This is a genomic window from Rathayibacter sp. VKM Ac-2803, assembly GCF_009807175.1.
GTDB lineage: Bacteria > Actinomycetota > Actinomycetes > Actinomycetales > Microbacteriaceae > Rathayibacter.
Genome location: NZ_WUCD01000001.1, coordinates 1,950,034 through 1,970,323, shown reverse-complemented (window position 1 = coordinate 1,970,323; position 20,290 = coordinate 1,950,034). Strand labels below are relative to the sequence as shown.

The window sequence follows — 20,290 nt, the reverse complement described above, 5'->3', positions numbered from 1 at the left end:
GCGCGCGCCTGCGCCTCGCCGTCGTCGGCGACGTGATGCTCGACGTCGACCTCTCGGGGCCGGCCGAGCGCCTCAGCCCGGACGCGCCGGTGCCCGTCATCGACGTCTCGACGCGCAGTGTCCGGGCGGGAGGCGCCGGCCTCGTCGCGAGGATGCTCGCGCGAGACGGCCACGACGTCACGCTGGTGACCGCGCTGTCCGACGACGCCGATGTCGCCGAGCTGCGCGCCGAGCTGCACGGCATCCGCGTCGTCGCCGGCGCATCCGGCGCCCCGACCCCCGTCAAGACGCGGGTCGCCGCCTCCGGTCACGCCGTCGTGCGCCTCGACCGCGGCTGCGAGCGCCCTGGGATCCCATCGGTGACGGAGGAGATGCTCGCCGCGCTCTCGGGAGTCGACGCGGTCGTCGTCGCCGACTACGGCCGACGCCTCACCGAGGACGCGGCGCTCCGCCGTGCCCTCGACGCGCTCGACGTGCCGCTGGTCTGGGATCCGCACCCGCGCGGATCGACGCCGGTCGCCGGGGCGACGCTCGTGACTCCGAACCTCGCCGAGGCGACCGCGTTCTCGGGCGCCACGGGCCGCGGAGTGACGCTGGCCGAGTCGGCCGCGACCACCCTGCTCGAGCGCTGGGGCTGCGGCGCGGTCGCCGTGACGATGGGGTCGGGCGGGGCTCTCGTGCGCTCGCGCGGCGCCGGAGTGCCGGTCGTCGTGCCGGCGACTCCCGTGCCGCCCACCGACCCCTGCGGCGCGGGCGACCGGTTCGCCGCCTCCGCCGCCGTCGCCCTCGCGGGCGGTGCGACCGCCTCGGCCGCCGTCGCCGCGGCCGTCGAGGAGGCGGGGGCCTACCTGCTCGCGGGCGGCGTCTCCTCCCTCGCAGCGCCCGCCGACGCCGCCCCCCTGCACGGCGGCGGCGTCGACGCGCTCCGGGTCGCCGAGGCGGTGCGCGCCTCGGGCGGCACGGTCGTCGCGACCGGCGGCTGCTTCGACCTGCTGCACGCGGGGCACGCCAGGACCCTCGCCGCCGCGCGCTCGCTCGGCGACTGCCTGATCGTCTGCCTCAACTCCGACGACTCGGTGCGGCGCCTGAAGGGCGAGCTCCGGCCGATCATCCCGCAGGACGACCGGGTCGACCTGCTGCTCGCGCTGGGCTGCGTCGACGCGGTGATCGTCTTCGGCGAGGACACCCCCGACGAGGCGCTGCGCCGCATCCGCCCCGATGTCTGGGTGAAGGGCGGCGACTACTCCGCCGAGTCCCTGCCCGAGACCGCGACCGTCGCCGAATGGGGCGGCCGGGTCCTCACCGTGCCCTACCACCCGGGCCGCTCGACCACTCATCTCGCCGCCGCGCTCGCCCGCGTCGGCTGAACCAGCCCCCTCGAAAGGACACCCATGAGCACCACTCCCACCCCCATCGGCCGCGTTCTGATCACCGGAGGAGCGTCGGGCCTCGGCGCCGCCGTCGCCGCCGCCGTGACGGCCGCCGGCGGGACCCCGATCATCCTCGACCGCGACGTGTCGTCGCTCGGCGAGGGCGTCGCCGCCTACCAGGTCGACGTCGCGAAGACCCGCGAGGCCGAGAAGGCGGTCGTCGAGATCGCCCGCGAGCACGGCGGACTCGACGCCGTCGTCACCGCGGCCGGCATCGACCGCTGCGGCCGTCTCGTCGACGTCGACCCCGAGGAGTGGGAGCGGGTCATCTCGGTGAACCTGCTCGGCACCGCGGCGGTCGTCCGGGCGGCGCTGCCGTTCCTGACCGAGACCCACGGGCGCGTCGTGACCGTCGCCTCCTCCCTCGCGATCAAGGCCGTCTCGGACGCGACCGCCTACTGCGCGTCGAAGTTCGGCGTGCTCGGCTTCACCCGCGCGCTCGCGGCCGAGACCAAGGGCGAGATCGGCGTGACCACGCTGATCCCCTCCGGCATGAAGACGCGCTTCTTCGACGACCGCGACGCGCAGTACAAGCCCGGCCCCGACGCCCTGCTCAACGACCCCGAGAACGTGGCGAACGCCGTCATGTTCATCCTCGGCCAGCCGCAGGGCTGCGAGGTCCGCGAGCTCGTGATCACGCACGAGGAGGAGCCGTCCTGGCCGTGATCCGCTGACGGAGCACTCCGGAACGCCCCCTCCGTGCGCCTCGCGCACCGAGGGGGCGTTCCGTGGTTCAGCGGGTCGCGGCGAGCACTCCCCGCACGTCCTCGAGCACCCGGTCGACCGGCACGTCGTCGACGAAGCTCAGCTCGTGCTCGCAGCGCGGAGCCGTCCAGCCCACCTGGGTGACGTCGATGCCGCAGACCGGGCAGCGCGTGGTCCAGCTCAGCTGCACCCGGTGGCGCTGCCGGCCGAGCGGCTGCGCGTTGATCGCGTTGCCCACCCAGAAGATCCCGACCGTCGGCGCGCCGACCGCCGCCGCGAGGTGCCGGGGTCCGCTGTCGTTGCCGAGCACGACGTCGGCGAGCGAGAGCAGCGGAGCGAGGTCGGGCAGCCCGACCGCGCCGGCCCACGACTCGGCGCCGGGCGCTCCCGCCACGATCTCCTCGGCAGCCGGCGCATCGGAGGCGTCGCCCACCACGAGCACGCGGGCCCCGTCGGCCAGCAGCGCCCGCGCCACCTCGCCGAAGGAGGCGCTCGGCCAGCGGCGGCGCACATCCGTCGCGCCCGGGTGGATCAGCACGAGCGGGCCGCCCGCGGGCAGCGCGGCGGCGAGCCGGTCGCGCCGCTCCGGATCGACGTGCAGGAACGGCTCGAGCCTGACCGCCGCTGCCCCCGCGAGGCCGACGACCTCGAGCGCGCGCAGCATCTCGTGCTGGTAGTAGACGTAGGGGATCGTGCGCTCGAGCTCCGCCGCGTCGTCGGTGCGCGTCCCGATCGTGTGCCGCGCGCCGAGCCGCTGCAGGAACGGGTTCGAGAACCGCCCGCCCCCGTGCAACTGCACCGCGAGGTCGAACCGCCGGGCCCGCATCCGCGCCGTGAAGTCCTCGACGATCTGCGGATCCTCGCCCTGGCCGTCGCGCACGCCCTGTGCGACCGGGAGGATCTCGACGTCCGCGACGGGCGAGTCGACCCCCTCGAGCAGCACGCGGTGCGCGGGCGTGCCCAGCATCGTGATCTCGGCTCCGGGGTACGCGGCAGCGAGGGCGTCGACCGCCGGCAGCGCGAACAGCAGGTCGCCCAGTCCACCGCCGCGCAGCACGGCGATCCTCTCGACTCCGTCGAAGCGGTCACGGAGGGGGGCGATGGCGACCACGGGGGGTTCCTCTCGGTGGGCGGAGGCGCGGTGCGGCGGCTCCGGGGCGGTGTGCACTCCCCCTACCCCGTCGAGGTGGTTCCGAAACCGAGCGGCGACGTCCGGGCCGCTACTTCTCCGCGGATCGGATCACTCCCCCTGCGGTCACGACGCGGTGGCCGCCCGCTCCAGCTGCTGCACCCGGGTGCGCGAGACGCCGAAGGCGGCCGCCGCGGCATCGAGCGAGTACTTGTCGGCGCGGGCGATCGCCACTGCACGCCGGCGAGCGGAGGCGGAGCGCTCCTGCGCCTCACGGGACTCCCGCTCTGCAGCCTCGGCTTCGCGCCACAGCTCCTCCGCTTCGGGAGTGATGTGCACGGTGACGGCGACGGCCACATCCTCCTCCGGGACACCGAGGAAGAGCGCCGCGACCTCGACCGCCACCGCGGAGACCTCGCCGACGCTGCGGGCCTGCCCGACGGTGTCGAGCTCGAGGATCGTGACGAGCCACCAGCGGCCGTCACGGACCGCAGTCGCGGTGAAGTGGTGCTGTGCCATGCGGAACTCCTATCGCCATTCCCGAGGGACCTCGGGAAGCTTCCTCGCGAGCTGTCGGACGACTCCGGCCGACACCTCGCCGTGGCGCACGAGGGACTCCTTCACCGATTCGTCCGGGAGGCCCCACAGTTCGTGGCTTCCCTTCCCCTGCCGCAGCAGGATCCAGCCGTGTGAGCGGAGGACCCTCACGACGTCACGGTACTTCTGCGGCTTCGGCATCAGGCTAGTACAGCCCCTCTGTACAAGTACAGGCAAGGGGGACTGTACTTCTGCGCGCGACGGAGCTGTCCCGGTCGCGCTGGTCCCTCGCCAGCATCGTCTGTCTAGCCGCCCGACCCCGGGGTACCGGGACAGAACACGCGTCCGCGACCCCGCAGGACGCCTCCGACCGAGAGGTGACCGTGACCATCGACACCGCACCCCCCAGCGCTCCCACTGCCCTCGCCACCGAGGCCGTCGCCCGCGCCCGCGCCGCCCTCCCCGCCTGGGCCGCCACCGCGCCCGCCGAGCGGGGCTCCCTGCTGCGCGCCGCCGCCCACCGCGTCGCCGCCCGCGAGGAGGAGCTCGCCGCGCTCAACACCGATGAGACCGGCAAGCCCGCAGGCGACGCCCTCGGCGGTGTCCGCGCCGGAGTCGACACGCTCCTCCAGTACGCCGAGCTCGGCCCCCTGCACCGCGGCAAGTCCCTGCGCGGAGGCGCCCTCAACGTCGACCTCGCCCTGCCGCACCCGCGCGGCGTGGTCCTCGCGCTCACCCCGTGGAACGACCCCGTCGCCGTCGCCGCCGGCATGCTCGGCGCCGCGATCGTCTCGGGCGACGTCGTGATCCACAAGCCGAGCGAGCGGAGCCCCGGCACCGGAGCGCTCTTCACCAGAATCCTCGCCGAGGCCCTCCCCGACGGCGTGCTCACCCTCGTCGAGGGCGACGGCGCCGTGGGCGACGCTCTCGCCCGCACCGAGGGCGTCGACGTCCTCGCCCACGTCGGCTCGACCGCCACCGGTCGCGCCCTCGCAGGGGTCGCCGCCGTCACCGGCGCGCACGTGATCCTCGAGAACGGCGGCAACGACGCGCTCGTCGTCGACTCCGACGTCGACCCGGTCTGGGCCGCGGAGCAGGCCGCCCTGGGCGCCTTCGCGAACGCCGGCCAGATCTGCACCTCCGTCGAGCGGATCTACGTGCACCGCGCCGTCGCCGAGGCGTTCACCGCCGCGCTCGTCGCCGAGGCCGACCGCTGGAGCGCCGGCCCCCTCCCCCGCCTCGTCGACGCCCGGATGCGCGACGCCGTGCACGAGCACGTGACCGAGGCGCTCGAGGCGGGAGCCCGGGCCCTCACCGGCGGCGCTCCCGGCGACGGCACCTTCTACCCCGCCACCGTCCTCGTCGACTGCACCGACGAGATGCTCGTGATGACCGAGGAGACCTTCGGCCCCGTCGCGCCGATCCTCGTCGTCGACGACTTCGACGAGGCGCTCGCCCGCGCCGCCGCGAGCCCCTACGGCCTCGCCGCCACCGTCCTCACCGCCGACATGGGGCACGCCCACCGCGCCGCGGCGACCCTCCCGGTCGGCACGGTCAAGATCAACGGCGTCTTCGGAGGCGCGCCCGGCGGCAGCGCGCAGCCCCGCGGCACCAGCGGCTCCGGCTTCGGCTACGGCCCCGAGCTGCTCGACGAGATGACCACCACGACGGTCGTGCACTTCGGCCTCCCGGTCCTCCCCGGCGCCGGCCGATGAGCCTCGAGGGCTCGGCCCTGCAGCGCGCGAGCGCCCTCGTCGCCCAGGTCCGCGAGCGGCCGCCGGTCGTCGTGGTCCTCGGTGACCTCATCCTCGACTCGTGGTGGCTCGGCGAGACCGAGCGGGTGACGCGCGAGGCTCCCGCCCCCGTCCTCCGCCTCGAGGACGTGGTCGACGTCGCGGGAGGAGCGGCCAACACCGCGGCCAACCTGTGCGCCCTGGGCGCTGAGGTGCGCACGGTCGGAGTCGCGGGCCGCGATCCCGAGGGCGACCGCCTCCTCGCCGCCCTCGAGCGCGCCGGCCTCGACACGACCGCGATCATCCGGAGCGATGTCGCCACGACCATCAAGACCCGTGTGGTCGGCGGCGACAGCGTGATGCTGCGCGTCGACTCGGGGCCTCACCGCCCGGGCGACGCGGTGCTCGACGAGCTCGCCCGAGCGGCAGTGCAGGCCGCCGACGGCGCCGACGCCGTCCTCGTCTGCGACTACGGCTCGGGCGTGCTCCGCGGGGCCGTCGAGCGGATGCTCGCCGCCGGCCGCCCCGACCTGCTCGTGATCGACGCGCACGACCTCGCCGCGTGGCAGTTCGCGCACCCTGATCTCGTCACGCCGAACGCGAAGGAGGCCGAGCTCCTCCTGGGCGCGCCGCTCGGCCGCGGCACCGCGCGCGCCGCCGCCGTGCAGGCGCACGCCGACGAGCTGCGCGACCGCTCCGGCGCCCGCCACGTCGTCGTCACGCTCGACCGCGACGGATCCGCCGCCCTCGACGCCGACGGCACCCTGACCCGCACCTTCGCGCAGCCCGCCGAGGAGAAGCAGGCCTCGGGCGCCGGCGACACCTTCGCCGCGACCGCGACCCTCGCCCTCGCCGCCGGTCGCTCCCTCGCCACCGCGGTCGACCTGGCACAGGCCGCCGCCGACGTCGTCGTGCAGCGCCCCGGCACCTCCGTCTGCAGCGCCGACGACCTGCTCGCCTCTCTCGCGGCCCCCGCGGCGACCGTCCTCGACGAGGACAGGCTGGTCGAGGTGCTGGCCGAGGAGTCGCGCCGCGGCCGCCGTGTCGTCTTCACCAACGGCTGCTTCGACGTGCTGCACCGCGGCCACACCGCCTACCTGCGCCAGGCGCGCGAGCTGGGCGACGTGCTGGTCGTCGCGGTCAACGACGACGACTCGGTGCGCCGGCTGAAGGGCGAGGGCCGCCCGATCAACGGCGAGGGCGACCGAGCGGGAGTCATCGCCGAGCTCGGCTGCGTCGACTACGTCACGCTCTTCAGCGGCGACACCCCCATCCCCCTGCTCGAGCGCGTCCAGCCGCACGTCTACGTGAAAGGCGGCGACTACGCCCCCGACATGCTCGCGGAGGCGGTGGTCGTCCGCGCGTACGGCGGCACCGTCACCACGGTCGGCTACGTCTCCGAGCACTCCACCACCGAGATGGTGCACCGCATCCGCTCGAGTGCCCCGACCCGCCCCTCCTGACACCACCGACGAAAGGACGCCACCATGGCCACGCCCAACCCCATCCAGATCCAGAAGTACCTCGCGGGGATCGACTACCCCGCGTCGAAGGACACCATCGTCGAGACCGCCGAGAAGGAGGGTGCCGAGGGCGACGTCCTCGACGCCCTGCGCGCCATCCCGGACGGCGACTACGAGAAGCCCACCGACGTCAGCTCGGCCGTCTCGAAGGTCTGACCCTCACAACTAAGGCTGAACCGCTCGATCTCTCGAATCCTCCAGAGAACGAGCGGTTCAGCCTTATCTGTGCGGCGACCGCCGCCGACACTCAGGCCGAGGCGCCCTCGCGCAGCACCCCGGACTCGAGCGCCGCGAACGACAGCACCTTGTAGCCCTCCGACTCGAAGAAGATCGTCGCCCGGTCGGCCTCGACGCTCATGACCGTGCCGGCGCCCCACTCGCGGTGCTCCACCGCCTCGTCGACAGAGAGCGGAGCATCCGCCCGCGCGCTCTCGACCGCGACCTCGAGCGCCGCCTCGCGCCGCTCGCAGCCGTCGCAGTTGCCGCACCACTCCGCGCCGTCGACCCCGAAGTAGTCCAGCAGCACCCGGCGCCGGCAGTGCGTCGTCTCGGCGTAGGCCCGCATCATCGACAGCCGCGACTCGGCGATGCGTTCGCGCGACGCGAGCGCCTCCTTGACGGACCAGACCACCTCGTCGGCGCTCGCCTCGCGCAGGGCGTGCAGCCCCTCGCCGGCGTCGACCAGGTCGGCGTCCGCGAGGTCGTTCACGATCCGCGAGACGGTCCTCGCGGGCTTCCCCAGCGCCTCCGCCAGCGCCGTGATGGTCACGCCCGGCTCGCTCATGACCGCCGCCCAGACCACGCGCAGCGCGGCCTTGTCGACCGACCGCTTGGCGAAGAAGCGGCGCAGCCCCAGGTCCTCCGCGCGGTAGTGCAGCGCCCCGGTCGCGGGCTCGCCGTCGCGACCCGCCCGGCCGATCTCCTGGTAGTAGGCGTCGAGCGACTCGGTCGTCGTCGCGTGCAGCACGAAGCGCACGTCGGCGCGGTCGATGCCCATGCCGAACGCCGAGGTCGCGACGACCACGTCGAGCTCGCCCTGCCGCCACTGTTCGTGCACGACCTTGCGCTCCGACACCTTGAGCCCGGCGTGGTAGGCCGCCACCCGGCGGCCCTCGGCCGCGATCTCGGCCGCGTAGGTCTCGGTCTCCTTGCGCGTCGCCACATAGACGAGGCCGGGAGCGGTCCAGCTCCGCGCCTCCTCGACGACCGCCGCGCGCTTCTCGTTCTCGCTCTCGTGGCGGTGCACGACGAGCCGGATCTCGGGCCGGTCGACCCCGTGCACCTGCACCTCGGGGTCCTGCATCCGGAGGCGCTCGATGATCTCATCGCGCACGGGGCCGGAGGCGGTGGCCGTCATCGCGAGCACCGGCGGATCCCCCAGCTCGCGCCGGACGTCGGCGAGGCGCAGGTAGTCGGGGCGGAAGTCGTGGCCCCACGAGGAGACGCAGTGCGCCTCGTCGACGACGAGCAGTGACACTCCGGCCTTCGCGAGACGTGCGACGTTCTCCTCCTTCGCCAGCTGCTCGGGAGCGAGCAGGACGTAGAGCGGTCCACCCTCGTCGATGCGCTCCCAGGCGCGGGCGACGGCGGCGGAGCCGAGGGAGGAGTTGACGGCGACGGCGGGGGGCGCGGCGGGCGCCGCCTCGATCGAGGCCAGCTGGTCGGCCTGCAGCGCGACCAGCGGAGAGACGACGAGGACGACGCCTCCGCGCTCGGCCCCGGCGATCTGGTACACGGCGGACTTGCCGCCTCCGGTCGCGAGGACGAGCAGAGTGTCGCGCCCCGAGGCGGCCGATTCGATGGCCTCCCGCTGCCCCGGCAGCAGCGAGGACCAGCCGAAGTCCTCTCGGGCGATGCGGGCGATGGGATCGGAGGCGGAACGGGTCGTGCGGGTCGAGCTCATGCTTCGACGCTACGACTCCACCGCCGGGCGCGACTCCGCTTGACAGGTCCCCCGAGCGCGGGGCAGGCGCGCCGCCCGCCCTCGCTTCCGGAGGCACCTCCGGCTCGCAGAAACACGTTCGGCTCGCAGGACTCGAGGATTCCGACGAGCCGAACGCGTTCACACGAGCCGAAGCTCGCCCGCAGCCTCAGCCGCGGACGATCACCGGGTTGAACAGCGTGCCGATGCCCTCGATGTCGATCGCGACCGTGTCGCCGTTCGCGATCGGCCCGACTCCGGCCGGCGTGCCCGTCAGGATGATGTCGCCCGGCAGCAGCGTGAACACCCGTGACACGTACGCGACGATCTCGGGCACCCCGTGGATCATGTCGCCGGTGTTGCCCGACTGCACCCGCCGCCCGTTGACGCGCGTCTCGAGTGCGCTCTCGTTCCAGACTAGCTCGGTCTCGATCACCGGCCCGATCGGGCAGAACGTGTCGTAGCCCTTCGCCCGCGCCCACTGCCCGTCCGACTTCTGCAGGTCGCGCGCGGTCACGTCGTTCGCGATCGTGTAGCCGAAGACGACCTCCTCGAAGTCCTCCGCGCGCACGTTCCGCGCCACGGCTCCGATCACGATCGCCAGCTCGCCCTCGTACTCGACCTGCTGGCTGTCCGGGGGCAGCACGATCGCCTCGTCCGGACCGATCACCGAGGTGTTGGGCTTGAGGAAGATCAGCGGCTCGGCCGGGGCGTCGCCGCCCATCTCGGCCGCGTGGTCGGAGTAGTTCTTGCCGATGCCGACCACCTTCGAGCGCGGGATGACCGGCGCGAGCAGCTTCGCCTCCGACAGGGGGATGCGCTCGCCCGTCGTGTCGAACCCGGCGAACATCGGGTCGCCCGCGAGCACCACCAGCTCGTCCTCGTCGACGATCCCGAAGAAGATGGCGCCGCCGTTGTCCCCGGAGCGCTGCGTGGCGAATCGTGCGATCTTCATGCGTCCAACCTCGTCATCCAACCGTGTGTGTCCTCACGACGTCCGTACTGGATGTCGGTCAGCTCCTCGCGCAGCGACATCGTCAGCTCGCCGGCCGGCGCGCCCTCGTGGCCCACCGAGAAGCCGTCACCCTTGAGCTCGGCGATCGGAGTGATGACCGCCGCGGTCCCGCAGGCGAACACCTCGACCACATCGCCCGAGGCCACGCCGTCGCGCCACTCGTCGATCGTGACGCGGCGGCGCTCCACCCGGTGCCCGCGGTCCTCGGCGAGCTGCAGCACGCTGTCGCGCGTGATCCCCTCGAGGATCGAGTCCGACTCCGGGGTGACGAGCGTGCCGTCCTTCTTCACGAGCACGACGTTCATCCCGCCGAGCTCCTCGATGTAGCGCGACTCCTGGGAGTCGAGGAAGAGCACCTGCGCGCAGCCGTGCTCGTACGCCTCCTGCTGGGGCAGCAGCGACGAGGCGTAGTTGCCGCCGGTCTTCGCCGCTCCCGTGCCGCCCTTGCCCGCGCGGGCGTAGGAGGTGGACAGCCAGATCGACACCGGGGCGACGCCTCCCGAGAAGTAGGCGCCCGCGGGGCTCGCGATCACGTAGTAGGCGACCTTCTCGGCCGCGCGCACACCGAGGAACGCCTCCTTCGCGAACATGAACGGCCGCAGGTACAGGCTCGTCTCGGGCTCCGACGGCACCCAGTCGCCGTCGACGGCGATGAGCTGGCGCAGGGACTCGACGAAGAGCTCGGTGGGCAGCTCGGGCAGCGCGAGGCGGCGGGCCGAGCGCTGCAGCCGCGCGGCGTTCGCCGTCGGGCGGAACGTCCAGATCGAGCCGTCGGCGTGGCGGTACGCCTTCATGCCCTCGAAGATCTCCTGCGCGTAGTGCAGCACCGACGCGGCGGGGTCGAGCGCGATCGGTCCGTAGGCCTGCACGCGGGGGCGGTGCCAGCCGCCGGTGCGGGTCCAGCAGAGGTCGACCATGTGGTCGGTGAAGTGCACGCCGAAGCCGGGTGCCCGGAGGATGTGCGCGCGCTCCTCGGCGGAGCGCGGCGCCGGGTTGGGGGTCACCGCGAAGGCGAGGTCCTGCGCGAGCGGGAGGGGGATGGTCATGGTGGGTTCTTCCTGAGGGATGGTCAGCGGAGGCGGGAGACGACCGAGTCGCCGATCGCGGAGGTCGAGCGCGCGGTGCCGTCGCGCGACTCGATGTCGGCGGTCACGGCCGCCGTCACGCGAGCGGCCTCGTCAGCGAGGCCCAGGTGGTCGAGCAGCAGGGCGACCGAGAGGATCGCGGCCGTGGGGTCGGCGAGCTGCTTCCCGGCGATGTCGGGCGCGGATCCGTGGACCGGCTCGAACATGCTGGGGAACGCGCCATCGGGGTTGATGTTGCCCGAGGCGGCGAGGCCGATGCCGCCGCTGATCGCGCCGGCCAGATCGGTCAGGATGTCGCCGAAGAGGTTGTCGGTGACGATGACGTCGAACCTAGCAGGGTCGGTCACGAGGAAGATCGTCGCCGCGTCCACGTGGAGGTAGTCGACGGCCACGTCCTCGTAGGTGGCCCCCACCTCATCGACCAGCCGCTTCCACAGCGAGCCGGCGAAGACGAGCACGTTGGTCTTGTGCACGAGCGTGAGCTTCGAGCGCCGCTTGCGCGCCAGCTCGAAGGCGTGGCGCACGACCCGCTCGACCCCGAAGGCCGTGTTGACCGAGACCTCGTTGGCGATCTCGTGCGGCGTGCCCCGGCGGATCGCTCCGCCGTTGCCGACGTAGGGACCCTCCGTGCCCTCGCGCACGACGACGAAGTCGACCTCGCCGGGCGCCGACAGCGGCGACGGCACGCCCTGGTAGAGGCGCGTCGGCCGCAGATTCACGTAGTGGTCGAGCGCGAAGCGGAGGCGCAGCAGCAGCCCGCGCTCGATGTTCGCGTTCGCGAGGCGCGGGTCTCCTGGCACGCCGCCGACGGCTCCGAGCAGGATCGCGTCGTGCGCGGCGATCGAGGCGAGGTCCTCGTCGGTGAGCACGTCGCCCGTCTCGAGGTACCGGCCGGCGCCGAGCGAGAACGGGGTCTTCTCGATCACCAGGTCGGAGGCGGCGGTGACGGCGTCGAGGACCTTCACGGCCTCAGTGATCACCTCCGGCCCGATCCCGTCTCCGGGGATGACGGCGAGCTTCACGGTGCGGGGCATGGGGATCCTCAGGCGTGCGGGGACAGGGACGCCCCCAGCGTACTCTCGGCCGCGAGCCTCAGCTCCGGCGGAGCCGCCACGCCGCCAGCGCGCCGGCGAGCAGCACGAGGCCGACGCCGATCCAGGCCGAGGCGCCCACGCCCGCGTCGAACGCGGCGCCGGCCGAGGCCAGCAGGCTCGCGGCGGAGTCGGCCGGCAGCTCGCCCGCGACGGAGACCGCTCCGCCGAGGGTCTCCCCCGCGCGCTGCACCTGCCCGGCGTCGAGTCCCTCGGGGAGCACGACGCCGCTCCGGTAGGCGGCCGTCAGCACGGTGCCGAGCGTCGCGGTGCCGAGCACGGCGCCGAGCTCGTAGGCCGTCTCCGACACAGCGGAGGCGGCACCGGCCTTGTCCGCCGGCGCGTTCGCGAGGACCAGCTCGTTCGAGACGGTCTCGGCCGCCCCGATCCCGAGGCCGAGGAACGCGAACGCCACGGCGACGGTGAGGGCGGAGGCGCCGCCCGGCACGTCGCTGCCGAGCGCGAGCAGCGCGTAGCCGACCGCCGAGATCACGAGGCCGGCCGGAACCACGATGCGCGGGGAGATCCTCCGCGCGACCGGCACGACGCCGAGCCCCGCCACGATCATGACCGCGAGTCCGGGCACCAGCACGAGGCCCGCCTCCAGCGGCGAGAGCCCCACCACGAGCTGCAGGTGCTGCGAGACGAAGAACAGCCCGCCGACCAGCGCGACGACGCCCAGCAGGTTGACCAGGATCGCCGCGCTGAACGAGCCACGGCGGAAGAGCGAGAGATCGAGCATCGGCACCGTGCGGCGCTGCTGGCGACGCACGAAGAGCACGCCGCTCGTCACGCCGACCACCAGCGAGACGATCGCGACCGCGTCGATGCCGTGCTCGGCCGCCGACTTGACCGCGTAGACGATCGGAGCCATCGTCGCGAGCGACAGGAGGATGCTGACGACGTCGACGGGGCCGGGCTGCGGGTCGCGCGACTCCGGGACGAGGATCGGCGCGAGCACGACGAGCGGCAGCAGCACGGGCACCGCGAGCAGGAACACCGAGCCCCAGGCGTGGTTCTCGAGCAGGATCCCGCCGACGAGAGGTCCGACCGCGGAGCCGACCGCGAACCCGGTCGCCCAGATCGCGATCGCGAGGCGCCGCTGGTCGCGGTTCGGGAAGAGGCTCCGGAGCAGCGACAGCGTCGACGGCATCAGGGTCGCCCCGAAGAGGCCGAGCGCGGCACGGGCGGCGATCAGCGCGCCGGCCGTCGGCGCGAAGGCCGCGGCGACCGAGACGACGGCGAAGCCGATCGCGCCGATGACGAGGAGCTTGCGCCGTCCGACCCGGTCGCCGAGGCTGCCCATCGCGACCAGGAGTCCCGCGAGCACCAGCGGGTACGCGTCCACGATCCAGAGCAGCTCGGTGCCCGAGGGGCCGAGGTCCTCCGAGATCGAGGGCAGCGCGAAGTTGAGGACGGTGTTGTCGACCGAGACCAGCAGCACCGGCAGCATCAGCACCGCGAGCGCGAGCCAGGCGCGACGACCGACCCGATCGGTGGCGGGCTCGGAGGCGGGGAGGCGGACGGCGACGGGGGCGGTGCGGGCGGACACGGGGGTGCTTCCTTTCGAGGGGGGACTCGGAGGAGTATACCGTCCAGCCGGTACAGTAGTCGAGGGCCTGGAACGAGGCTCTCCGTAGAATGGACGCCATGCCCGCCGCCCCCGCTCGCGACCGCGTCCTCGACGCGTTCGAGGCTCTCCTGATCGAGCAGGGCGAGCGCGCGGCCACCCTCGACGCCACCGCCCGCACCGCCGGCGTCTCGAAGGGCGGACTGCTCTACCACTTCCCCTCGAAGGACGCCCTGGTCGACGGCCTCGTCGAGCGCCTCGACGAGCGTCTCGCCGAGGACATCGACCGCATCCGCACGTCGGACGAGGGCGTCGTCCCCTATCTGATCCGCACCTCGTTCGCCGCCGACACCCCCTTCGACCGCACGATCCTCGCGGTGTCCCGCATCGCGCAGGGTCACGACGAGCGCGCCAGCGCCGGCCTCGCCCGCATCCACGACAGCTGGAACGCCGTCGTCACCGACGCCGTCGGCGACCCCCTGATCGCCCGCGCGATCGTCCTGATGAGCGACGGCCTCTACTACAACTCGGCCCTGCTCCCCACCGGCGACGGCCCCCGCGGCCAGGTCGAGGACGTCCTCGCGGTCATCGACCGCCTCCTCCGGAAGTAGCCGCTTTCCGCGCCGGACGAGCAGCCACTCCCTCCGTGCCGGTCGAGTAGCCCCGCAGGGGCGTATCGAGCGGCGAAGCCGAGTTGCGTCTCGGTGGGGTGGGAAAAGTTGTCGCCCGTCGCCCTTCATGCTGGTCGAGTAGCCCCGCAGGGGCGTATCGAGACCCACCAGCGTCAGCAGTTCAGGCTTCTGACCTGGACTTCTGACGCGAGTGGATCTCGATACGCCGCATTCCGCGGCTACTCGATCAGCAAGGGCGGGGCCACACACGTGGGGTGACTTTTCCTAGGAGACCCACCAGCGTCAGCAGCTGAGGCCGTCGATCCGCCCTGCTGACGCTGGTGGATCTCAATATGCCCGCTCCGAGGGCTGCGGGCTCGATCCGCGAGGCGAGGCAGGCAGGGATACCAGTGCACCCGCGCGAGCCCGCCTCCTAGAGCTGCACGACCCCGTCGATCAGCGTCGCCGTCGCCCCGCCGATCCAGACGTCCTCGCCCACGCGCTCGACGCGCACGCGCCCGGCGCGCCCGAGCGCCGCGCCCTGCGCCGCGACGTACCGCTCCGGAGCGAGCCCCGCGCCGATCAGCCACTGCGCGATCCCCGCGTTGAGGCTCCCCGTCACCGGATCCTCGAGCACCCCGGCGTCGGGGATGAACGCCCGCACCTCGACCGCGCACTCGGCGCCGTCCGCGTACGGCCCGACCACGCCGAGCGGCAGCCCCGAGAGCACCGCCTGGTCCGGCGCCAGCTCGAGCACCCGCTCCGCCGACGCCAGCCGCACCGCGAGCCAGCCCGGTCCGTTGTCGACCCACTCGTGCCCGAGGATCTCGGAGCGCGGGATCCGCAGCGCCGCGGCCGCGCGCTCCACCGTCGCCTCGTCGGCCGGCCCCGAGCGGAGCCGCGGGGGCGCCGCGAACGCGATGCCCGCCTCCGTCACGCGCAGCCGCACCAGCCCGGCCGCGCACTCCTGCACGAGCACGCCCTCCTCGCGCGGCACTCCCCCGGCCGCGAGCCACGCGTGCGCGCTCCCGAGCGTCGGGTGCCCCGCGAACGGCAGCTCCCGGCCGGGCGTGAAGATCCGGAGGCGGTAGTCGGCCTCCGGCACGGTCGGCGCCAGCAGGAACGTCGTCTCCGACAGGTTCGTCCAGCGGGCGAACGCCGCCATGTCGGCGTCCGACACCCCGTCCCCGTCGACGACGACCGCGACCGGATTGCCGCGGAACGCCTCCGCGGCGAACACGTCGACCTGCGCGAACCTCCGCGAGACCACGGCGCCTCCTACTGCTCGGTGATGTCGATCTCCTGCATCAGGTCGGCGTCGATCGCGACGCGGACCTTCTCGAGCAGGCCGTCGGGAGCGGGCGAGTCGATCGTGATCACCGAGAGGGCTCTGCCGCCCGCCTCGGTGCGCGCGACCTGCATGCCCGCGATGTTGACGGAGGCGTCGCCGAACTCGCGGCCGTACACCGCGACGATCCCGGGCCGGTCGATGTAGCTCATCACGACGTGGTGCTTCGCGAGCGGGACCTCGACGTCGTAGCCGTTGATCGACACGAGCTTCTCGACCTGCTTGGTGCCCGTCAGCGTGCCCGAGACCGAGATCTGCGAGCCGTCCGAGAGGGCGCCGCGCAGGGTGATCACGTTGCGGTACTCGTCCGAGACCGAGTCGGTGATCAGGCGAACCTCGATGCCGCGCTGCTCGGCGAGCACCGGTGCGTTCACGTACGACACCGACTCCGACACCACGTTGGTGAAGACGCCCTTGAGCGCCGCGAGCTTGAGCACCTTGACGTCGTAGCCGGCGAGCTCGCCGTGCACCTCGACGTCGATCGACGTGACGGGAGAGTCGGCGAGGCCCGCGAAGACCTGGCCGAGCTTCTCGACCAGCGGGATGCCGGGGCGGACGTACTCGTCGATCACGCCGCCGGCGACGTTGACCGCGTCGGGCACGAGCTCGCCCGAGAGCGCCAGGCGCACCGACTTGGCCACCGAGACGCCCGCCTTCTCCTGGGCCTCGTCTGTCGACGCGCCGAGGTGAGGCGTGACGACGACGTTCTCGAGGGCCAGCAGCGGCGAGCCGGTCGGCGGCTCCTTCACGAACACGTCGAGGCCGGCGCCGGCGATGGTCTTCGCGACGAGCGCGCGGTGCAGCGCGTCCTCGTCGATGAGCCCGCCGCGGGCGACGTTGACGATGAACGCGGTCGGCTTCATCAGCGCGAGCTGCTCATCCGAGATCATCCCGGTCGTCTCGGCCGTCTTGGGCATGTGGATCGTGATGAAGTCGCTCTGCGCGAGCAGCTCCTCGAGCGGGAGGAGGGTCACGCCCAGCTGCTGCGCGCGGGCGCTCGTCACGTAGGGGTCGTAGGCGACCACGTTCACGCCGAACGCCTGCAGGCGCGCGGTGATCAGTGCGCCGATGCGACCGAGGCCGATGATGCCGACCGTCTTCTCGTAGAGCTCGACGCCGGTGTACTTCGAGCGCTTCCACAGGCCCTGGGCGAGGGCGCTGTGCGCGGCCGGGATGTGGCGCGCGAGGCTCAGGATGTGCCCGACGGTCAGCTCGGCGGCCGAGATGATGTTGGAGGTCGGCGCGTTCACGACCATGACGCCCGCGGTGGTGGCCGCCGCGATGTCGACGTTGTCGAGCCCGACGCCCGCGCGGGCGATGACCTTGAGCGACGGAGCCGCCGCGATCGCCTCGGCGTCGACCTGCGTCGCGGAGCGCACCAGGATCGCGTCGGCCTCGCCGAGCGCCTCGAGCAGCGCCGGGCGGTCGGTGCCGTCCACGGAGCGCACGTCGAAGTCGGGACCGAGGGCGTCCACGGTGGCGGGCGAGAGTTCTTCGGCGATCAGGACGACCGGCTTTGTCACGGGAGGCGCTTCCTTCGGAGAGGGGACGGAGCAGGCTCGGGCACGGGTGTCCCGCGAGCCCCCGCCATGGTAGCGGAGGGCCGCCGAGCGGCCCGGCCGTGTGACGCCGCGCTCAGCCGAGGCTGACGAGGCTCTCGAAGCCGAGGATCAGCTGCACGTCGAGCGAGAGCGCCGCCGAGAGGCAGAGCGCGGCGGCGAGGAGCCCCGTCCGGGCGAGCAGCCCCCGCCGGCGGCCGAGCGCGACGGCGGCGGCGAAGCACAGCACCGGCAGCACGAGGCCGAGGACGAGCACCGTCCAGCCCGTCGGGTTGAGGTCGGTGCCGAGCGTGGCCGCGTAGGTGCGGAGCCCGACGAGGTTGCCGATCGCCTCCCACACGTCCCACGCGAAGAAGAGCGCGAACCCCAGGGCGATCAGCACGGAGGCGGCGAGCCGGCGTCCGCGCCGGTCGCCCCGTCCGTCGCCCAGCACGGCCTTCGTCGGCAGTGGGTCCGTCATGCTCACGCCCCCTTCAGGAACGGCAGCGGTGCGAGCAGCACCAGGCCGGCCACGAGCCAGAGGACGCGCGTGCGCACCCGGGAGTCGCGCGTGCCGAGCAGCACCGCCGCGAACCAGGTCGCGGGCGCGGCGACGGCGAGCCACAGGCCGAGACCGTAGAGCGCCCCGCCGAGCGCGTCGCCCGAGAAGGAGGCGGCGATCGTGCCGTTCTGCCGCGTCGCCGTGATCATCCAGCCGATCGTGTACAGGAGGTAGAGCCCCGCGGTCACGCCGGTCGCCACGAGCAGCACCGAGGAGGCGGCGGCCGCCTCGACCTCCGAGGTCGCGTCGTCCACGTCCTCGTCGTCGTCCAGGAGCTCCTCGGGGAGATCCTCCCCCGAGTCGCCGGGCCGGGCGGCACGCACTGCCGGCGCCGAGCGCACGGCGCGCGGAGCGGCTCCCGCCAGCGTCGGGTCCGTGCCCTCGCCCGCCCAGCTCAGGGCGTCGTCGTCGCCGTCGTCCGCGCTGTCGCCCACCGGCCTGTCCTCGATCACCGCAACACCCTAGCCGCGAGCGCCCCGCAGGAACCTCGGAGCGGGCCGACACCGACCCGACACCCGGCGGACACCGCCCGTCCTCGCGCACGCGCGAGACTCCCCGGATGACGGAGCGCGAGAGTGCGGACACCGCGCGCCGATTCGTCGCGATCGGCGACTCCTTCACCGAGGGCGTCGGCGACCCGCACGCGCGACTGCCCAACGGAGTCCGGGGCTGGGCCGATCGCGTCGCCGACCGTCTGGCCCGCGCCGAGCCGGGCTGGGAGTACGCGAACCTCGCGATCCGCTCGAAACGGCTCGGGCAGATCAGGGCCGAGCAGCTGCCCAGCGCCCTCGAGCTGCGGCCGACCCTGGTGACGCTCTACGCGGGCGGCAACGACATCCTCGACCTCAAGACCGACATGCGGGTGCTCGTCGACGACTACGAGTGCCTGGTCGACGCGCTCGCGACGACCGGCGCCTCCCTCGTGCTCTTCACCGGCTTCGACATCCCCGGCCTGCCGGCCCCGCGGATGTTCGTGCGCCGCAACCGCGTCTACAACGCGGCCGTCCGCCGCATCGCCCGCGAGCGCGGCGCGACCCTCGTCGACTACTGGCGCATGCAGGCGTTCCGCGAGCCGATGATGTGGTCGCCCGACCGGATGCACCTCTCCAAGCGCGGTCACCGCTTCCTGGCGGCGCGCGTCCTCGAGATCCTCGGCGTCCCGCACACCATCTCGGCCGGCCCGTGGGAGCCGCCCGAGCCGCTCACCCCGACCGAGTGGCTCCGCGACCAGCACCGCTGGACGGCCGACTGGCTGCTCCCCCTCGTCGGCCGCAAGATCCGCCGCGTGACCCTCGGCGACCACCTCGCCCCGCGCTGGCCCGACCCCGTCGTCGTGCCCCCGAAGGGCGGCCTCCGCCGCCTCGCCCGCGACCTCGGCTACTGAACGCAGAAGAGGGAACCCCGGTCCGGGGCTCCCTCTTCGATGCAGTGCGTGACTAGCGCGCGACGCTGCCGTCGGTGTAGTCCTCGTCGGTCTGCTTCCAGGCGAAGAGCTTGCGCAGCTCGCGGCCGGTCTCCTCGATCGGGTGCTTCTCGCCCTTGGCGCGGAGCTCCTGGAACTCGGGGGCTCCGGCGTCCTGGTCGGCGATGAAGCGCTTCGCGAAGGCACCGCTCTGGATGTCGCCGAGCACCGCCTGCATGTTCTCCTTGACGCGGGGGTCGATGACGCGGGGGCCCGAGACGTAGTCGCCGTACTCCGCCGTGTCCGAGACGGACCAGCGCTGCTTGGCGATGCCGCCCTCCCACATGAGGTCGACGATCAGCTTGAGCTCGTGGAGCACCTCGAAGTAGGCGATCTCGGGCTGGTAGCCCGCCTCGACGAGGGTCTCGAAGCCGTACTGGACGAGCTGCGAGGTGCCGCCGCAGAGCACGGCCTGCTCACCGAACAGGTCGGTCTCGGTCTCCTCGGTGAAGGTCGTCTTGATGACGCCCGCGCGGGTGCCTCCGATGGCCTTCGCGTACGACTTCGCGGTCTCCCAGGCGGTGCCCGTCGCGTCGTTCTCGACGGCGATGATGTCCGGGATGCCGCGGCCGGCGACGAACTCGCGGCGCACGGTGTGGCCGGGGGCCTTCGGCGCGATCAGGATCACGTCGACGCCCGCGGGCGCCTCGATGTAGCCGAAGCGGATGTTGAAGCCGTGCGCGAACGCGAGGGTCTTGCCCTCGGTCAGCTTGTCCGCGATCTGCTCGCTGTAGATGGCGCGCTGGTGCTGGTCGGGCGCGAGGATCATGATCAGGTCGGCCCAGTCGGCGGCGTCGGCGACGCTCTTGACCTCGAAGCCGTCGTCCTCGGCCTTGGCGGTCGACTTCGACCCCTCCTTGAGCGCGATGACGACCTGGACGCCCGAGTCGCGGAGGTTCTGGGCGTGCGCGTGTCCCTGCGAGCCGTAGCCGACGATCGCGACCTTCTTCGACTGGATGATGGAGAGGTCGGCGTCGGCGTCGTAGATGAGCTCAGTCACGTGGTGAGTCCTTTTCTGTCGTGGGCAGTT

20 protein-coding genes are annotated in these 20,290 nt (G+C 73.0%); 7 read left to right on the top strand and 13 right to left on the bottom strand.

Going from position 1 to position 20,290, the window contains the following annotated elements:
- The first annotated feature begins 8 nt into the window (after window positions 1-8).
- Complete coding sequence (locus tag GRS96_RS09120) at window positions 9-1,367, top strand: PfkB family carbohydrate kinase (RefSeq protein WP_159989282.1); 1,359 nt, start codon at window positions 9-11, stop codon at window positions 1,365-1,367.
- 24 nt (window positions 1,368-1,391) lie between these two features.
- Window positions 1,392-2,096 (top strand): SDR family oxidoreductase, encoded by a 705-nt coding sequence (locus tag GRS96_RS09115; RefSeq protein ID WP_159988314.1) that lies wholly within the window; start codon window positions 1,392-1,394, stop codon window positions 2,094-2,096.
- A 67-nt stretch (window positions 2,097-2,163) separates the two neighbouring features.
- On the opposite strand, the gene GRS96_RS09110 is transcribed toward GRS96_RS09115, so the two are convergent.
- From GRS96_RS09110 to GRS96_RS09100, 3 genes are all read right to left on the bottom strand, one after another.
- A complete protein-coding gene (locus tag GRS96_RS09110; RefSeq protein ID WP_159988313.1) occupies window positions 2,164-3,246 on the bottom strand; it encodes a glycosyltransferase family 9 protein in 1,083 nt (360 codons plus the stop codon).
- A gap of 144 nt (window positions 3,247-3,390) precedes the next feature.
- On the bottom strand, window positions 3,391-3,783 hold the full coding sequence (locus GRS96_RS09105; protein WP_159988312.1) for an XRE family transcriptional regulator: 393 nt from the start codon (window positions 3,781-3,783) through the stop codon (window positions 3,391-3,393).
- Between the two features lie 9 nt (window positions 3,784-3,792).
- Window positions 3,793-4,002 (bottom strand): type II toxin-antitoxin system HicA family toxin, encoded by a 210-nt coding sequence (locus tag GRS96_RS09100; protein ID WP_159988311.1) that lies wholly within the window; start codon window positions 4,000-4,002, stop codon window positions 3,793-3,795.
- Between the two features lie 176 nt (window positions 4,003-4,178).
- On the opposite strand from GRS96_RS09100, the gene GRS96_RS09095 reads away from it, so the two are divergent.
- From GRS96_RS09095 to GRS96_RS09085, 3 genes are read left to right on the top strand one after another with little or no spacing between them, the layout of a single operon-like run.
- Complete coding sequence (locus tag GRS96_RS09095) at window positions 4,179-5,516, top strand: aldehyde dehydrogenase family protein (protein WP_159988310.1); 1,338 nt, start codon at window positions 4,179-4,181, stop codon at window positions 5,514-5,516.
- Window positions 5,513-6,997, top strand: coding sequence for a D-glycero-beta-D-manno-heptose 1-phosphate adenylyltransferase (gene rfaE2 / locus GRS96_RS09090; protein ID WP_159988309.1), 1,485 nt, complete (start codon window positions 5,513-5,515; stop codon window positions 6,995-6,997). The genes GRS96_RS09095 and rfaE2 overlap by 4 nt, the downstream gene beginning before the upstream one ends.
- Before the next feature lie 24 nt (window positions 6,998-7,021).
- Window positions 7,022-7,213, top strand: a complete 192-nt coding sequence (locus tag GRS96_RS09085) for a DUF2795 domain-containing protein (RefSeq protein WP_159988308.1) — start codon at window positions 7,022-7,024, stop codon at window positions 7,211-7,213.
- Between the two features lie 91 nt (window positions 7,214-7,304).
- On the opposite strand, the gene GRS96_RS09080 is transcribed toward GRS96_RS09085, so the two are convergent.
- The 5 genes from GRS96_RS09080 to GRS96_RS09060 form a co-directional block, all read right to left on the bottom strand.
- Entirely contained in the window at window positions 7,305-8,960 is a 1,656-nt protein-coding gene (locus tag GRS96_RS09080) for a RecQ family ATP-dependent DNA helicase (protein WP_159988307.1), read from the bottom strand.
- Between the two features lie 187 nt (window positions 8,961-9,147).
- Entirely contained in the window at window positions 9,148-9,933 is a 786-nt protein-coding gene (locus GRS96_RS09075) for a fumarylacetoacetate hydrolase family protein (RefSeq protein WP_159858954.1), read from the bottom strand.
- Window positions 9,930-11,039, bottom strand: coding sequence for a branched-chain amino acid aminotransferase (locus tag GRS96_RS09070; RefSeq protein WP_159988306.1), 1,110 nt, complete (start codon window positions 11,037-11,039; stop codon window positions 9,930-9,932). Before GRS96_RS09070 ends, GRS96_RS09075 begins: the two co-directional genes overlap by 4 nt.
- Before the next feature lie 23 nt (window positions 11,040-11,062).
- Entirely contained in the window at window positions 11,063-12,112 is a 1,050-nt protein-coding gene (locus GRS96_RS09065) for a 3-isopropylmalate dehydrogenase (RefSeq protein ID WP_159988305.1), read from the bottom strand.
- A 58-nt stretch (window positions 12,113-12,170) separates the two neighbouring features.
- Window positions 12,171-13,721: an MFS transporter gene (locus GRS96_RS09060; RefSeq protein ID WP_236553600.1), complete on the bottom strand. Its 1,551-nt coding sequence runs from the start codon at window positions 13,719-13,721 to the stop codon at window positions 12,171-12,173.
- A 98-nt stretch (window positions 13,722-13,819) separates the two neighbouring features.
- Here GRS96_RS09060 and GRS96_RS09055 point away from each other — a divergent pair, with 98 nt between their 5' ends.
- A complete protein-coding gene (locus GRS96_RS09055; protein ID WP_159858945.1) occupies window positions 13,820-14,350 on the top strand; it encodes a TetR/AcrR family transcriptional regulator in 531 nt (176 codons plus the stop codon).
- 433 nt (window positions 14,351-14,783) lie between these two features.
- Here the strand turns inward: GRS96_RS09055 and GRS96_RS09050 are convergent, their stop codons facing one another.
- The 4 genes from GRS96_RS09050 to GRS96_RS09035 all read right to left on the bottom strand — a co-directional run bounded on the left by GRS96_RS09050 (window position 14,784) and on the right by GRS96_RS09035 (window position 18,250).
- Window positions 14,784-15,620: a PhzF family phenazine biosynthesis protein gene (locus GRS96_RS09050; protein WP_159988304.1), complete on the bottom strand. Its 837-nt coding sequence runs from the start codon at window positions 15,618-15,620 to the stop codon at window positions 14,784-14,786.
- An 8-nt stretch (window positions 15,621-15,628) separates the two neighbouring features.
- The gene (gene serA / locus GRS96_RS09045; protein ID WP_159858939.1) at window positions 15,629-17,221 is read right to left on the bottom strand and encodes a phosphoglycerate dehydrogenase; all 1,593 of its coding nucleotides are present in this window, start codon (window positions 17,219-17,221) and stop codon (window positions 15,629-15,631) included.
- Between the two features lie 112 nt (window positions 17,222-17,333).
- Window positions 17,334-17,717, bottom strand: coding sequence for a hypothetical protein (locus GRS96_RS09040; protein ID WP_159858936.1), 384 nt, complete (start codon window positions 17,715-17,717; stop codon window positions 17,334-17,336).
- A 2-nt stretch (window positions 17,718-17,719) separates the two neighbouring features.
- Entirely contained in the window at window positions 17,720-18,250 is a 531-nt protein-coding gene (locus GRS96_RS09035) for a hypothetical protein (RefSeq protein ID WP_159988303.1), read from the bottom strand.
- A 107-nt stretch (window positions 18,251-18,357) separates the two neighbouring features.
- Between GRS96_RS09035 and GRS96_RS09030 the strand changes: the two genes are divergently transcribed.
- Window positions 18,358-19,182: an SGNH/GDSL hydrolase family protein gene (locus GRS96_RS09030; RefSeq protein WP_159988302.1), complete on the top strand. Its 825-nt coding sequence runs from the start codon at window positions 18,358-18,360 to the stop codon at window positions 19,180-19,182.
- A gap of 52 nt (window positions 19,183-19,234) precedes the next feature.
- Here GRS96_RS09030 and ilvC read toward each other — a convergent pair whose 3' ends face one another.
- A complete protein-coding gene (ilvC, locus tag GRS96_RS09025; protein WP_159858927.1) occupies window positions 19,235-20,260 on the bottom strand; it encodes a ketol-acid reductoisomerase in 1,026 nt (341 codons plus the stop codon).
- Window positions 20,261-20,290: the final 30 nt, after the last annotated feature.